The organism is Coleofasciculus sp. C1-SOL-03, from assembly GCF_040220555.1.
In the GTDB taxonomy this organism is placed as follows: domain Bacteria; phylum Cyanobacteriota; class Cyanobacteriia; order Cyanobacteriales; family Coleofasciculaceae; genus Coleofasciculus.
Window position 1 is genome coordinate 1 of sequence record NZ_JAVJUO010000065.1, and the last position, 16,739, is coordinate 16,739.

Sequence of the window (16,739 nt, forward strand, 5' to 3'; positions counted from 1 at the left end):
AAGGCTGGAACCCTTACTTAATAAGAGATCCCCCCTAGCCCCCCGATTAGATCCTCATAAGGGTAGGTTTTTTAAGATTGGGGTTGAGGTAAGACTTAGAAGACAGGTAGACCAGTAGACAAGGAAGAGTGAGAACGAAAAATCGGGCGTTTCGGCTTTTAGAAGTGAGTTTGACCGAACAAGATTCTGTACGGTTTTCCTTCCTTGTCCTCTTGTCCACCTTGCCCTCCTTGTCTTGCCCTAACCGCACAGTAAAAAACCTACACCTGTCAGGTGGGGGGTAATACCCCTCATCGACTAAACTAAGATAGAGTAATGCACCCTAGACCAGCGCCCAGCCTGGGCGTTTTTCGTGGTCGGTTGGCGAGGTTCAACCCAAAATTGTGACGAATCATTACGCTAATCCACGTAAAGATTTAAGACATATTGCTGAGGCATCTTAATAGACGGAGAAAAGAAAATTGAACAAGAGCACCGAAACCCATTCTCAGGACTTACGCACAACCTCGCTTAGAGGGTTAACCATGAATCCTGCATACGAACAAAACAGGATATCGGTAGCACAAAAGCGTAAGTCCTGTTTTTTTGGAAAGCATCTATCCTTACCAATCCTTTCAGGGTGTATCTGTAGCCAACTAGGAGATTGATCAACTCTAGTAATGGTGTAATACTGTAATACCACAGATGCCGAGAACGGCTATAGTGGAAGCAATGGGCAATCCTGGTTAGCTCGACCACTCCGAATCAAAATAAAAAGCGGTTTTGGGAATTCAAGGAGTTTAACCCACGACATTTGTACAATCAGCTAACGCGAAAATTTCTCAATCAACAGCAGAAATCCAGCGTCCCGCCCTTGTACAACGGTAAACTCGATAATTTAAATCGACTAAAAAATGGTCAGTAAAATAGCAACATTTAGACTTCCAGAACAACTAAGTCAGGAAATTCGGTCTCGGGCTGAGGCATCAGGTCGCGATCGGACGGCGGTTGTGATTGAGGCACTCAAGCAGGCATTTGGTTTCCCGCTTGAGGAATCGCACTCAACCACGATTGAGGAACTTCAGGAACAACTCAGTACATTAGACAAAAAATACAAGCAGTTAAAAGAACAGCTTCATCAACTCAGCCAAAAGACTCAGACAGCAAATCAACCCGATCAAGGGGTTCAGCAAGCCATCCCTGGCACGTTGGTGACAGGAACGATTAATCATCAAATTGGGGATACGGATCAAGCCTGGAACACTCCTAGCCAAGTCGCCCAACTGGATCTGAATGATCCGATCATTGCCCAGGAACAGGATGAGTCAGAACTGCGGGAACTGGCGACGCGAATTCAGCAGCAAGCGCGAATCTTTGACCAAGTTCTCTCGGCGTCTCCTGATCCCATCTGCGTCTTGGATCGCATGGGACGATTTACCTACGTCAATCTGGCGATCGCGCAACTGTTTGGCTTATCCCAAGCGGAAATTTTGGGCAAAACGGTACAGCAGTTAAACCTACCGCCTGAGGGACTCGAACTATTTAATAATCAACGGGAAGTCGTCTTTGCCACTCGACGCCCTTTGACCGATGAAATCAGTTATCCAACTCTTGGCGGTGTGCGTCATTACGAGTACATCCTGAGTCCGATTCTAGGGAACCACAATAGCGTGGAAGCGGTAATCTGTACGGCGAGAGACATTACCGAACGCAAACGAGTTGAAGAATCGCTGCGGGAATCGGAAGCGAATTATCGTCACTTATTTGAATACGCCAATGATTCCATCTTCATTATTGACCTATCTACCAGTCGCATTTTAGATGCCAATCAGAATGCCTCCAGACGACTGGGATACACCCGCAAAGAACTGCTGAATTTGAAGACTCGCGATATAGATGTGCCGATTGGGGAGGATCGCCAACGCACCATCAGTCAACGGATGCAAGCAACGGGGAGTATTATTTTTGAACATGCGCTGCGGCGTAAAGATGGGTCTCCGGTGCAGGTAGAAATTAGTTCGCGGGTGATTGAATATCGCGATCGCTTAGTGTCCCTGAGTTTTGTCCGTGATATTACCAAACGCAAACAAGCCGAGGAACGGTTGCGGTTATTAGAGTCGGCGGTATTCAATGCCAATGACGCGATCGTGATTACTGAAGCCCAACCCATTGACAAACCCGGTCCTCGGATTGTCTATGTTAACCAAGGCTTTACTCGGATGACAGGGTATACGGCGGATGAAGTAATTGGCAAAACACCGCGCTTCTTACAAGGTCCCAAAACCGATCGCGCCCAAGCGGACAAAATTCGCGATACCCTATGCCGATGGGAACCCGTGCGGGCGGAATTGATCAACTATCGCAAAGATGGTTCCGAGTTTTGGGTGGAACTAAATATTGTCCCCGTGGTTGATGAGAATGGGGACTATACCCACTGGATGGCGATCGAGCGAGATATTAGCCAGCGCAAGCAGCTAGAAACCGCCTCAGCTAAACGGGATCAGGAACGAACCGCTCAACTGTCTCAAGCCAATACCTTGCTACAAGAACAATTGGCGAAACAGGAGCAAATGGTTGCCAATCTTCGCAGCCATGAGGAACGCCAAGCGATCGCCTTAAAAGCGGGTAACGTGGGAATTTGGGATTGGAATCTGGAGAATGATGAATTCTATCTAGCGTCCAATTTGAAAACCATGCTGCGCTATGAGGATCAGGAGATTGCGAATAGTAAAGCGACTTGGTTAGACCTGATTCATCCCGATGATCGCCAACAGGTTGAAAATGAAATCAATGCTCATTTAGAGGGGTCAACCACTCACTATGGCATGGAACACCGGATGGTGCAAAAAGATGGCACGATTCGCTGGTTTCTTTCCCGTGGTGTAGCGGTGCGAGATGATCAGGATAAGCCTTATCGTTTGATTGGTTGTAGCGTTGATATCACAGAATATAAACAGATAGAAGATTAAGTCTCCCTATTTCCGTATCTCCCAACTAAAACCCCGACGTCTTCAAGACCTCGGGGATTGGGTTGCCACCCGCCTTAACTACTTTTGCTAGCATCGGGTCATATCTCTTATCGGTTTATCTAAACATGAAATGTACTCAACTGAGTTGCAACCTGCTAGATTTCCCAGGGAGACGAGAGCTTCCTGCTCGTGCCGACGAAAACAGTACGACCCAGGAATTATGCGCCCGATTTCTTCAGCGACTTTGTTCGCACGAGACCACAAAGTCGCTAGTCCCTCTTCATATATGCTGCCATAGGTATTTTGGGCGAAGGGGCAAGGTGAGAATGACCCATCGGCGTGAATCACACAAGACGAGCGTCCACAGCTACATTCTGGAATGTGAATAACATCAAGATCTGAATTGCAGCAAGAAGCAATTTTGTCTCTCAACTGGCTCTGCTGTTCACGGGTCATTGTTGCCAAACCGGGTACAATAGAGGTGTTGGCAGTTGCCCGTAAAGGCGAGATATAGACCTCACGTATTTGTAGTTGCTGACAAAACTCTGGCAAATAATCTAGCTGTTCAAAGGTTCTGTGGGATACAGTAAGGCTGAGACTTACTAGCGGCACCCGTTGCTTTAGCATATCAATCGCCATAAGAGTCTGATCAAAAGCCCCTTCACCCCGGCTCAAGTCATGTGTTTCTCGGTCTAGTCCATCAAGGGAAACGGCAACCTGATTTACACCCGATTCACCAAGCTGCGCGGCATTTTTTTCAGTGACAAGTATGCCATTGGTAATCACTTTAACAAAAATACGATGGGAACGAAGTTTACGAATAATATCCATTAACTCGCTGTGGCATAATGGTTCACCACCAAGTAAAGTTACCCAAGGTATCTTGTTGGTAATTAATTCATTAATAATGTATTCGTACTCCTTAGAACCCGGATCATTAATAGCAATCTCATCCGGCTGATAACAAAAGAGACACCGCTTTTTCAGGGGACAACGTTCTGTTATTTCCCACAATACAAACCACGGAGATTTTAGAGTCAGCTTATCGAATTGATACTGCCAAGGGTCTTGGTATAAACCGATACTCGCTGCATCAAGGATTGGCTCGATCTTCACAGGTGGATGACATTGAATGAAGCCATTATGTAGCATGTATGCAAAGGTCGTTCGCAATCTGTTGTCCCAGTCATCCCTGAAAATATCATCAAGTAACGCTGGATTCTCGATTCGATTCCATAATGAGATGGCGGGTTTGTTTAAAAGCTGTACGATAGGTTGTTGTCCCTCGTTTGGCTTTAGAAGAAACAGAAAATCATCACTTTCAAGCCTAGAAAAAACATCCTGAGAGCGGGAAATTATTGATTGCATAGCTTTCTCATCCTTTTTATGGTGGCGTTGATGAACTTGGCAAATCTCTGCTGAGATATCGGCGGCATTCACCAAAGTTTCGCAATCCCAGCAAAATCGTTACAAACCTTGACATAAAATCCCAAAGGGTTGAAGATATCGTTGAATAAACCGGATTCCGTAGGGGCACGGCATTGCCGTGCCCTACATAAAAATGTCAGACTAACAATAATTATGTGTACTATTGATGCGAGTAGGCATTTTCTATTAAAACTGAATTTATTTCATTTAACAATTAGATCGACAATGCCTACTATACGGAGGCGGCGATTGCTCAAGCAGGTTAATTGTTTGCCTCAGCTTTTCTTCTGCTTTCGGGACTGTTGCCGCTTGAACAAAGCACCAAAACCTAGAGCTGTGGCTGAACCGAGAATTGTTAGAGGTTCAGGAACGCCTTCTATCTCTAAGGTGGCATTATAATCTACCTTGATCGGAGTGAAATCATTCGATGAAGAGCCAAGCTCAGGATAAGCACCACCAAAGTAAAGTAGATACTCCCCAGCGCCCAACTGTGTTTCCTGAAGTTGCAGGCTGACTGTTAAATCTTGAGATACAGGAGGTAAAGGTAATACCTGTTTAGGAGGTAAGGGAACATCGAAATATTCGGTCTCACTAAAGATAAGGTTTCCTTCTCCCGCCAGACTAATGAGACTGACGTTTAAACCAACTTCTCCCGACTCTATGTCAAACAATTCTTCAGGTAATGAAAATGTAATGTTTGACTGGAATAAGGAAGACCAAGGCAGCGTAAACTTGTACACATCCGCTTCATCTCTATCAGGATGGCTAGGCATAAAACCTGGGTTATAATTAATATTCGACAAAGATCCTTGTACCGTACTGATTTTTGTCTGACCCGGTTTAGCAATCGGCAAATCTAAATATTGAGCCTCTTGTGTTGTCTCTCCAGCGTCACCTATTTCTGTAAAAGTGGCAGCTTTGCCAGAGTCAGTGAATAAGGGTAAAGACACAGTAACAGCAGTGCTGATGGCTGCAACGGCTAATTTGCGGAGAATGCTAGTCATTGGTTTATCTCCCATTTCCTATCTGTGTTGCGTGGATGAACTTTCTAAATCTCTGTTGAGGTATCGGTGGCATTTCTCAAAGTTTCGCAATCCCTGCAAAATCGTTACAAACCTTTACATAAAAGCCAAAAGGGTTGAAGATATCGTTGAATAAACCCGATTCCGTAGGGGCACGGCATTGCCGTGCCCGATATAAAAATGTCAGACAAGATGAATCGAACGAAAAATTGGGAATTTTGCGAAAAACTAGAGAGTTGTGGCGATAACTGAGTGCAAGACTCAATTGGCGTAATGTTCAAGGATGAGTTTAACCGAGGATGAAAGGGTAACAACCCACTCCAAAACCAATAGCAAAGAGTTCAGGTGATTTCATGGGTGTGGATATTGATCAACAACTGCGTCAGCTTGTCGCTCAAACCTGCCAGTATCCCCGTCGCAGCCTGCAACGGCGTCGCTGCTTGGATCAACTGATTCGCGCGATCGCCCAATCGGGGAAACTCTGGCGGGAGCATAGCCCCGATTATGAAGAAGCACTACAACTCACCTGGTTGTATTTGTGCCGCAATATCGAGAACTATGATCCAGCCCAAGCCACGGTGACAACCTGGTTGGATGCCTATCTCAAACAACGACTGAAGGATTTATTCCGAAAACGATGTCAACAACTACATCATGAAGCTCAACCGCCTCCAGACTCGGAATATCCAACTGATCCGATTGATAATTTACCGGATACCCACCCTGATATCCCGCCGATTCTGGCAGAAACTCGACAGTGGGCAGAATCCGATCCAGATGGGGAATTATCCAGCTCTCATATTAGAGGACGTCCTGATATAACCTGTCAAGTTTTAATCTTACGTCGCTTACCACCAGAGACAGAATGGAGAAAACTCGAAGCAGAATTTAATTGTAAGGTTTCCACGTTGGCAACATTTTACCAGCGTCATTGTGTTCCCTTATTACGCAAATTTGGTGAATCGCAAGGATATTTATAGGCAATCATTAATTGAAGTTGTAACAATAACTGGACTGGAAAGGAGCGAATGATGACTAGCGTAGAATTACTTTTAAAGAATGCTTTCCCTATGCCCATTATGCCCAAAGTTATCCAAATGGCACAAGGGTTTGCCCAGAAACAACCGACAGCAGAAAAAGCCGAACAAGTTTATTTGAATACGTTGGCAGTTTGGGCTGTCCGGGATTATTTGGCACTTATGGAGATCGATACCGAAATTGATCACAGTGATTTTGCCAATCCTGTCGTCTGCTTAGGGGCAGATGTGGCAGATCTTAAGGTTAAAGGGTTGGGGACGTTAGAATGTCGTCCGGTGAAAGTATTCGAGAATCATTCAGGCTCTGAAAACCATCGCTGGATTCCCGAATTTGGCTCGATTCCACCAGAGGTTTGGCAGGAACGCATCGGCTATGTTTTTGTGGCGATTGATCCGAAGCGAAAAGAATCCAAACTATTAGGATTCACTCAAACGGCTGGCACAGGTCAGGTATTCTTGCCCCAGTTGCAACCCTTGGATGCGTTATTAGAGGATCTGGAGCAATTAACCAACCCAATTGTCAATATTAATCAGTGGTTTGCGAATCAGTTTGCGGCGGGTTGGCAACAACTTGAAGACTTATGGGAGTCTGATCGTGAGCCGTCGATGCCAGGGCAAACTGTACCTGCATTGCGTCGATTTGGAACTGAAGTTCAACTGTTTCCAGATGTCGATATTATGCGAGCTAAATTAATCGATTTGGGTATGGAGTTGGGATCTCAACGTCTTGCTTTAGTTATGGCACTGACTCAAGAGAGCGATCGCAAGGTGAGTGTGTTCGTTCAAGTCCATCCTACGGGAGGCGATCGCTATTTACCTGGAAATCTGACATTGGCTTTACTTTCAGAGTCTGGGGATAGGTTGCAAGCGGTACAATCGCGAGGGTTAGATTTATGGGTTCAACTCCGACAATTTCGAGTTGAACCAGGAACCAATTTTGGTTTGCAGGTTGTGCTAAATGGTATCAGTGTTACCGAATCCTTTATACTCTAATTGGTTATTTGTCATTGGTCTTTTGTCATTTGTAAGGGTTTGTAGTGAGAACTTTAGTTCTCGTTCCGCCTAGCCGGAGAGGGCTGAAGCCCTCACTACGTACCCAATCTATCCCACAATTTTAGCTATGTGAGTCCACTACAGTTTACAACTTTAATGATATTCGTAAAAGTTATAGTATAATTTGAGTAAAATAATTAATGAATCGGTAGAGTAAGTAGGTTTAGGGAAAGAAACTTAACGAGATTAAGTTTTGTCAAAGAACCTCAAACCCTTACAAAGGACAAATGACGCTCCCTACCTGTTCCCGAACCCATTCATCAAAGGAGTCGCTATGAGTAAAATCGTTGTTTTAAATCTCGGCTCAGGCAACTTCAGCTCTGGATTTACTTCTGTGACAGCACAGTTGGGAGAGGTGGGGAATCTGTATATGCAATTCACGGGGAGTTTGCCAACAGCCCCCGATATTCCTCAACTCCTCAGAGATTGGCGGCTCCTCTATACAGCACTGTATCAAAGTCATGGTTATCGGGGTGGGATAGATATTGTTGAATCAGGGATCACCCATTGTTCTGAGGGAGATTTTAATCATATTTCTCAGCAGTTAAAAATCCAAATCAATACCTGGTTAAAGAGTGAAGGATTTCGCAAAATTGAATCAGAACTGAGAACTCAATTAAACCCCGCTGAACCCGTGCGGGTCATTATTGAAAGCGATGATCCAGAAGTCTGGAAATTACCGTGGCATCTTTGGGACTTTTTTGCCGAGTATCGCTTAGGAGAATTAGCGTTCAGTACACCAGATTATCCCCCACCTGCCAGTTCAGTTATTCCCCACCGCCGCAAGGCTAATGTCAAAATATTAGCGATTTTAGGCAACAGCGCCGGGATTAATTTGGAGAAAGATCGGGAATTACTGAAACGATTGTCAGGAGCTAAAATTACCTGGTTAGTTGAACCGGAACGGCAAGAATTGACTGACCAACTTTGGCAAGCTGGCTGGGATATTATTTTCTTTGCTGGACATTCCCAAAGTGAGGATAATATCACCCATGGACGATTATACATTAATCAAAATGAACAGAATAATAGCCTGAGAATGGGTGAAGTCAAGGAAGCGATGAGAAAAGCCGTTGACAACGGATTAAAATTAGCCATTTTTAATTCCTGTGATGGGTTGGGATTAGTCCGAGACTTGGCGGCGGATCAGATTCCGCTTCCGCCGATGATTGTCATGCGTGAACCCGTAGCTGATCCAGTGGCACAAGCCTTTTTGAAATACTTCTTAAAAAACTTTGCCGCCGGAGAACCGTTTCATTTATCGGTACGCCAAGCTAGAGAACAACTGCGGGGATTAGAACATGAATTACCGGGGGCAAGTTGGCTACCTGTCATTTGTCAACATCCGGCTGTAATTCCCTTTAGTTGGTCTACAAAACCACCCGATTCGAGTTCAATTCCTGTATTAAAATGGGTGGCGATTGTTTTAGTGGGAGTGATTACCAGTTACCTATTCTCCAGTTCAAATTTAGCAATTTTGGCAAACCAACGAGGAATCAAAAATCAAAATCAAAATCAATTATTACGGGCGCAACTCTACTATCATCTTGCCACTTGGCTCAATCCAACTTATCCTCAACCCTATTACAATTTAGCCTGGTTATGTGATGAGAGTCTTGATGATACAGCTTGTGCTGAACAACGGTTTCAACAAGCGGTATTGCGGGGACTTCCTGATGCTTACCCGGAGTTGGCTCGCTTGCATTTGCAGCAGGGAGATCTGGAAGCTGCACTAAAAGAAACCTGGGCGTGTTTAGAACATAGCGATTATGATGGGGTGAAAGCTGCTTGTTTAAAGAATCTGGGTTGGGTACGATGGGAACAACAACGATTAGAGGAAGCTGAAGCCGATTTACGGAATGCGATCGCCCTTGCACCGGATAGCCCTCATGCTTATTGTTTATTAGCTCAAGTTCTAGAAACTAAAGGAAACAAACAAGAGGCAAAAGTGGCTTGGCAAAATACACTGAAATACTCTGAGTATAACGTTCCCGAACAAGATAAATGTATGGGTTTAGCCAGAAAAGATTTATTAATGAAAGCGGGGGAGGAATAGTATCACTGATGTCTAGAAGTTGGTGATGTATTTTAAAGTCCAATCAGAAACAAGGTTTAATCATATCGCCGAGTTTATCTTACGGGATGGATTAGGTGTTGAAACTGTGGAACAATTGTCCCATAGCGATGAACAGATCAAGAAAATCCTAGAAGGATTAGCCAAGCAGCATTGTTTGCTAGTCTTAGATAACCTGGAAACCATTTTATATCCCGCAAACCATACTCAAGCTAGACAGGCTATTTCCCCAGATTGGAATAAGTTCCTGAATGCTTTAGCCTATCAGCAGCATAATTCACAGATCATTTTAACCAGTCGAGAAGTACAATCGTTTTAGAGTAAATAGCTCTCTATGTTGAAAGGCTTACTAGAGCGTGTTACAGCATATTACGATTCGTTGCTTGGCTTGAACTAGACAGACAGAAAGTAGTATAAATTGTACTTGGGGTGATCTGAGCCATCGCAATATTGACACCAGGTTAAAGGAGTAGATGTATCATGTACTGGAAACTTGTGACGTTTATAAGTTTGATTTTCCTTCTCCTTGATGGGAATGCCTTGGGTGTCGGGAATGAGGGAGTCAGAAAACAGGTGGAACGCCGACAAGGTTTGGAGTATCAACAATTTTTATCTCGTTGGATTTTGGGGGGGCAGACTGTCGCTAATATTAGCTTTTATCGTCAGGGCGTTGGTAATTCTGGCACTAAAGTGCCGACGACGAACAGGGAAAAACGGGTAAGGGATCAAGGGAATATTGAATCGGTTCCCAGATCTCCCCTACACTCTGCGTTAAACCTGCCATCCCAACCCCGTAGAAATGGACAAATTCTTCAGATAACAGGTGATGTACAAATTCAGCGTAGTGGACGTAGAATTGAACCGCAAATTGGTACAGACATTTATCCAGAGGATCAATTATTCATCGCCAACGCATCCGAAGTAATCTTGCAATGTGCAGACTTATCCAGCCAAACCCTATCCCCTGGAAACAATCGCCTCAATCCTTGTCCCGCCGCTACTGAACAAACCGAATGTAGTCCGGGTACTTATAAATGTCCCCATCGTGGCGATATCGCTTGGAACAATAGGATTCCCTACATTATCACTCCCCGTCGCACGGCGATTCTTACCGATAAACCTCTCCTACGCTGGAATGGGATACCCGAAGCCCACCACTATACCGTAACCCTAGAAGGAGATGGAATCGAATGGACAACCCAAGTCAGGGATACGCAAATCACCTATCCTGGAGAACCCCCACTGCAACCGGGTGGTGATTATATGCTAATTATTGAAGCCGATACCGGGGAATCTTCACTGGATGAACCGCCACTACCCGGCGGACTTAATTTCAGCCGACTTGACGAACAACAAGCCCAACAGATTCAGACTCAAGCCAACCGAATCACCCAGCAACCCTGGAATCAAACGGCTAAAGCTCTAGCCTTAGCCACACTATACAGTAAACATAGTCTTCATACCAAAGCGATCGCCACCCTAGACTCCCTCATCGCCGACGGAGTAGAAAGTGCAGCCATCTACCGTAAAATAGGCGATCGCTACTTCTATCACCTCATCCTCCCTGCCCAAGCCAAACCCTACTACACCAAAGCCATCGAACTTTCCCACACCAACGACATCGAAGAAAAAACCCACGCCCAATATCACCTAGGGCGCATCGAAACCGCACTTGGTAATCCCAACCAAGCCAAACACTGGTTTAGCCTCGCCCTCCAAGGCTATCAAACCCTAGGCTATTCTGAACAGATTCAGGAACTTGAACACCAATTAAACCGATAGGGGTGGATTTTACCGATACCCTTTCCCAACAACCAATCCCTGAACTAAACCCACCCTCCAACCCCTCTGCGCCCTCTGCGCTTACCTCTGCGTACCTCTGCGTTAAATCAACATTAATTAATAGCTACTCAATCAAAAAAAATTCATCATGAAACCCCATTTTCTCCCCCCAACAATTCTCCTCGCCCTCTTAACCCTAAACCACTCTCCCCCTAGCCACGCCCAACCCATAATCCCTGCCAACGACAACACCGGAACCGTCGTCAACCCCACAGGCGATCGCTTCGACATCACAGGTGGCACTTTGTCCCCAGACAACACCAATCTCTTCCACAGTTTTCAGCAATTTGGATTAGACTCTGAGCAAATTGCCAACTTCCTCTCCTCGCCCAACATTCAGAATATTCTCAGTCGAGTTACTGGCAATAATCCCTCTATTATTAACGGCTTAATCCAAGTTACCGGGAGTAACGCCAACTTAATTTTAATCAACCCCTCCGGAATTATCTTTGGCAGTAACGCCCAATTAAACGTCCCCGCTGATTTTACCGCCACAACCGCTACAGGAATCGGATTTAGCCAGAACCATTGGTTTAATGCCTTTGGCGACAATACCTACTCCAATCTCATCGGCACACCCAATCAATTTGCCTTTGATTCCTCCAATTCTGGCAGTATTATCAACGCGGGCAACTTAGCCGTCACTTCGCAGCATAACTTAACCTTATTAGCAGGACAAGTGATTAACACGGGTCAATTAAGCGCACCAGGGGGAACCATTACCGTTGCTGCTATACCTGACTCTAATTTAGTCCAGATTAGGCGATCGGGAAACCTCCTCAGTTTAGAACTAGAACCGCCCCGAGATACACAGGGAAATATTCTCCCCGTCACTCCCTTAGATTTAGCCGAACTCCTCACAGGAACAGCACCTGAATTAGATACTAAATTAACCGTTACTGAAGATAAAACGGTTCAGTTATCCAATTCGGGGATAACCTTACCCAATCAACCCGGAACCACAATTATTTCTGGCACTCTTAACGTTGCTAACACTTCCCTAATTTCCGCGAATCAGTCGATTAATATTATCGGTGAAAACGTGGGACTGATCAATGCCACGATGAACGCATCAGGTAATCATAACGGGGGTATTGTCCGGATTGGTGGGGATTATCAAGGTCAAGGTTCTATTCCCAATGCTAAACAAACGTTTGTCAGTTCTAATTCGATGATTAATGTCGATAGTATCCTGAATGGTGATGGCGGTAAAGTAATTGTTTGGGGAGATAATACTACCACATTTAACGGCACGATTCTCGCTGGCGGCGGTAATGATTCAGGGAATGGGGGATTTGTTGAAGTTTCCGGCAAAAATAATCTAATTTTTCGCGGGAATGTCGATGTTATGGCAGACAAGGGTCAAGCCGGAAATCTACTGCTTGATCCGGTCAATATCACGATAGTGGATCAGCCCAATCCTGCGCCTGATGATGGTGAATTGAATGATAACACAATTCTCTTTCCAGACGGAATCCTTGATGATTTCACCATTTCTAAAGGAAAACTGGAAAGCTTATCTGGCAATGTTACCTTAGAAGCAACGAATAATATTACCATTGATGATCTCGCCAGTGACAACTTAGGTTTGAATACAGGTTATGGTCAAACAATCACATTTAGGGCTGATGCCGATGGTAATGGTGTCGGTGATTTCGGGATGAATCCGGGAGATACTATCGCCACAGGAGGAGGGGCGATTACCATTACCGGCGTTAACGTTAATGTAGGCAATATTAATACGCTTAACTTCAGCAATTCTCTGGTTACTCATGGTGGCGATATCACTATTGTGACCGATGGCGGTAATATTAGCACGGGTGATTTTCGAGCATGGGGAAGGGCAATTATAGGAGATAGTGGCACGATTACCCTCCTGGCTAATCATGGCGACATCCGTACAGGTAAAATTGAATCCCAATCGACTGCAAATTTGGGAAATGGTGGCGATATTAACCTCACAGCTAATCGTGGCAATATTGAACTCGTCGGTTATATAAATAGTAGCGCTGAAGGTATTGGTCATGCCGGAAATATTAACCTAACCGCTAACGGGGGTGATCTTAAACTAACAGCCACAGAACAGAATAATGCTATCTTGTCGTTGACCCCTGTGGGAAATGGGGGTGATATTACAGTCCAAGCGACAGGCGATATTGAAATTTTAGGAAATATTGGCTCTTTTGCCGGATTGGGTAATACGGGTAATGTCACGCTTACCAGTGATCAAAGTAATATTTCTATCGGTAGCCTTGGTGCCGCTGTTTTCAGTGGAACGAGTGGTAAAGTTACTATTAATGCCCCAAATGGCAGCATCAATGCCGGTAATATTGGTTCATTTTCTCCAAGTGGCAGAGGTAATGATATTACGCTTACGGCGAGGAATAATATGATGACAGGTGACATACTGTCTTCAGGTGAAGTTGGCAGTGGAACAATTAATTTAACGGTTACTAACGGTTCTATCAATATCCTCCACTCTGATTTATCTGATGATTTGTCGGAACTCTCCAGTTTTAGGGATTTATTGCCGATTAATGATGATGATCCGCAACTTGCTGCTTTAGTAGAGATTATAAACCAGTTACCTACCCATGCTCTCGACACATCTTCATCATCAGGCTCAGGCGGTGCAGTTATACTTAATGCCCCAAATGGGGATATTATTACTGGAGAAAAAGCAATCAATTCCCAGGGTTCCGTTAATGCTGGAAATATTACCCTCACCAGTGGGGGAAGGATTGATACAACTGGCGGCATAATTAGCGCTCCCGGTGGGATCAAAGGCGGTGATATCACTCTGCTTGCTCCCGGTAATATTGATACGGGAACAATTACTGTATTTTTAAGTGGCTTTAATGGTGATAGTGGCGATATTCGGATCACCAGTACCGAGGCAAATATTAATACTAGCAGTGGGGCATTGATTACGGCATCTGGAGAGGGTTTAGGTGGTAACATCACCCTTGATGCGGCGAATAGAATTACTGTTGGCGAAATGAATGCTTTATCGTTTGTGGAAAGGGGAGGCAAAATTGACCTAAATGCAGATAGTAATATTAAAATTGGCGGAGATATTCAAACCAACCAAAATAATATTACCTTGAATGCGCCTGTCACGTTAGTGGATAATGTCGCGTTGACGACATCAGACCAGGGTGATATTATCTTTGATGATATTGTCAACGGTGGCTATAATTTAATCCTAAATTCAGAGCAAGGACTTGTGCAATTTAACGATCGCGTGGGTCATTTAACCCCCTTAAATAACCTACAGGTTCAAGGTGAGATCACCACAACCAATCCATCGGGTATCGATATCACCACCTTAAATAGGATTGAAACCCAAGATATTACTTCACCTAGCGGGATTAGCCTCACCAGTCATCAACGAAGTATTACCACCCAGCGTCTAAATACCTCGGCATTCAATGATGGTGGTAATATTACCCTTAAAGCACCGGGTAATATTACCGTGAGTCAAATTGATAGTCAAAGTTTAGGGAACGGTAATGGCGGCGCAGTTGACATTACCACGGGCCAATTTTTCCAAGCTACGGATACATTCCGGGATCAAAATGGAACTCAGACAAGTATTTCTACGGCTGGAATTACCGACGGTGGAACAATTTTTATTCGTCATGGTGGGGAGGGGATTACCCCATTTACTGTCGGGAATGCTGATATCAATGGTACTCAAGGCGCGATATCGCGAGGAAACGATACTCCCGAAAGCCAGATTCTACCCAGACAAACCTATCTACATACTCACAAACAAGACCGCGATCGCATTCAAATTATATCAGTCTCTCCGGCTTCACCCCCGCCACCTGATCCCAATCCCCTTCCAGCCGAACATAATCCTACTCCTCAATTAACACCTGCTTCTCCATCCCCCTCTAGTTTGAATTCTGAATTAACTCCAGAAACTCCATCGCCAACCAATCCCCTAGAATCTCTCGCCTTTCTTGTCGGCGATACTCTCGATGTCAATCCTCAAATCCATCAAGATGCTGAAACCGGAAACTACACCTTTACCTGGAAGATTCCCAATCAACAAATCCTATCACTCAATGTCCCCTACGTTCAAGACTCTCCCCGCCAACTCGCAATTAATCCCAGCGATGATATTGTCACGTTAATTGACCAATCCTTAGAAGCGCAATTTGAAGACTATTTAGGCGAAGATATTACCCAGAAACAAGTCACTACCGCTTCCCTGCAAAACAGGCTAAAAACCATGGAAAGCCAAACTGGAAAACGCGCCGTAGTAATTTACGCCCTATCTCATCCCGATGGATTACAACTCGTCCTCGTTCCACCCGAAGGTTCTCCTATTTCTAAACAGGTTCCCCAAGCCAATCATCAAACTCTACGACGGGAAGTGAATAAATTTTATCACACGCTCAATGATTATACGAATGATAGGTATTTATCCAGTTCCCAACAACTCTATCAGTGGCTAATCAAACCCTTAGCAACGGAACTAGATGCCCTCAATATTGATACACTAATTTTCTCAATGGACGCGGGATTACGCACGCTTCCCCTAGCAGCATTACATGACGGACAGCAATTTCTGATCGAAACCTATAGCGTCGGTTTAATCCCCAGTGTCAGTTTAACCGATACCCGTTACCAGAGTTTAAAAAACGCTACTATCTTAGCCATGGGTGCTGCCGAGTTCCCTGATTCAACCCTTTCTCCATTACCTGCTGTTCCGATTGAATTATCCACAATTTTAGCTGAATTTGGGCAAGGCAAATTATTGCTAAATGACCAATTTACTTTAGAGAATTTAAAGACTCAGCGCCGAGACGCCCCCTTTGATATCGTACATCTGTCTACCCACGCCTCATTTCCCCGCGATCGCAACTATAATCCCTACATTCAACTGTGGCAACAACGAGTCGGATTAAACGAATTGCGACAAGTGCAATGGTACGCCCCGCCAACGGTAGAACTCTTAACTCTGAGTGCTTGTGAAACCGCTGTGGGGAATGAACAAGCCGAAATGGGGTTTGCTGGATTAGCTGTACAAGCGGGAGTAAAATCAGCTTTAGCCAGCCTCTGGAAAGTTGATGATTTAGGGACGTTAGCAGTAATGACTGAATTTTATCAGCAACTCAACAGCGAAAATGTATCAATTAAAGCCGAAGCATTGCGACAAGCCCAACTTGCCTTGTTACGTTCTCAAGTGCGAATTGAATCGAGTCAGTTAGTTGGGACAAGTCGGAATATAAACGTTGCTAAAAGCTTAGTGAATAACTCAGAAAGTAATTTATCTCATCCTTATTATTGGGCGGGTTTTACTCTAATTGGTAATCCTTGGTAA

9 protein-coding genes are annotated in these 16,739 nt (G+C 44.6%); 7 read left to right on the forward strand and 2 right to left on the reverse strand.

Annotation, left to right across the window (positions count from 1 at the left end; all coding sequences use genetic code 11):
* Positions 1 to 893 precede the first annotated feature (893 nt).
* Positions 894 to 2,948 (forward strand): PAS domain-containing protein, encoded by a 2,055-nt coding sequence (locus RIE73_RS10055; RefSeq protein WP_446401059.1) that lies wholly within the window; start codon positions 894 to 896, stop codon positions 2,946 to 2,948.
* 87 nt (positions 2,949 to 3,035) lie between these two features.
* On the opposite strand, the gene RIE73_RS10060 is transcribed toward RIE73_RS10055, so the two are convergent.
* Together RIE73_RS10060 and RIE73_RS10065 are read right to left on the reverse strand one after the other, a co-directional pair.
* Positions 3,036 to 4,388: a radical SAM/SPASM domain-containing protein gene (locus RIE73_RS10060; protein WP_446401060.1), complete on the reverse strand. Its 1,353-nt coding sequence runs from the start codon at positions 4,386 to 4,388 to the stop codon at positions 3,036 to 3,038.
* 263 nt (positions 4,389 to 4,651) lie between these two features.
* Positions 4,652 to 5,380 carry a PEP-CTERM sorting domain-containing protein gene (locus RIE73_RS10065; RefSeq protein WP_446401061.1) on the reverse strand — a complete coding sequence of 243 codons (729 nt, stop codon included), beginning with the start codon at positions 5,378 to 5,380 and terminating at the stop codon, positions 4,652 to 4,654.
* Positions 5,381 to 5,751: 371 nt separating this feature from the next.
* Between RIE73_RS10065 and RIE73_RS10070 the strand changes: the two genes are divergently transcribed.
* From RIE73_RS10070 to RIE73_RS10095, 6 genes are all read left to right on the forward strand, one after another.
* The gene (locus RIE73_RS10070; RefSeq protein WP_446396444.1) at positions 5,752 to 6,378 is read left to right on the forward strand and encodes a sigma factor; all 627 of its coding nucleotides are present in this window, start codon (positions 5,752 to 5,754) and stop codon (positions 6,376 to 6,378) included.
* A gap of 48 nt (positions 6,379 to 6,426) precedes the next feature.
* Entirely contained in the window at positions 6,427 to 7,428 is a 1,002-nt protein-coding gene (locus RIE73_RS10075; RefSeq protein ID WP_446396445.1) for a DUF1822 family protein, read from the forward strand.
* A gap of 334 nt (positions 7,429 to 7,762) precedes the next feature.
* Positions 7,763 to 9,544, forward strand: coding sequence for a CHAT domain-containing tetratricopeptide repeat protein (locus tag RIE73_RS10080; protein ID WP_446401062.1), 1,782 nt, complete (start codon positions 7,763 to 7,765; stop codon positions 9,542 to 9,544).
* A gap of 25 nt (positions 9,545 to 9,569) precedes the next feature.
* Positions 9,570 to 9,881 (forward strand): hypothetical protein, encoded by a 312-nt coding sequence (locus tag RIE73_RS10085; RefSeq protein WP_446401063.1) that lies wholly within the window; start codon positions 9,570 to 9,572, stop codon positions 9,879 to 9,881.
* Positions 9,882 to 10,042: 161 nt separating this feature from the next.
* The gene (locus RIE73_RS10090; protein WP_446401064.1) at positions 10,043 to 11,344 is read left to right on the forward strand and encodes a tetratricopeptide repeat protein; all 1,302 of its coding nucleotides are present in this window, start codon (positions 10,043 to 10,045) and stop codon (positions 11,342 to 11,344) included.
* 148 nt (positions 11,345 to 11,492) lie between these two features.
* The gene (locus RIE73_RS10095; protein ID WP_446401065.1) at positions 11,493 to 16,739 is read left to right on the forward strand and encodes a CHAT domain-containing protein; all 5,247 of its coding nucleotides are present in this window, start codon (positions 11,493 to 11,495) and stop codon (positions 16,737 to 16,739) included.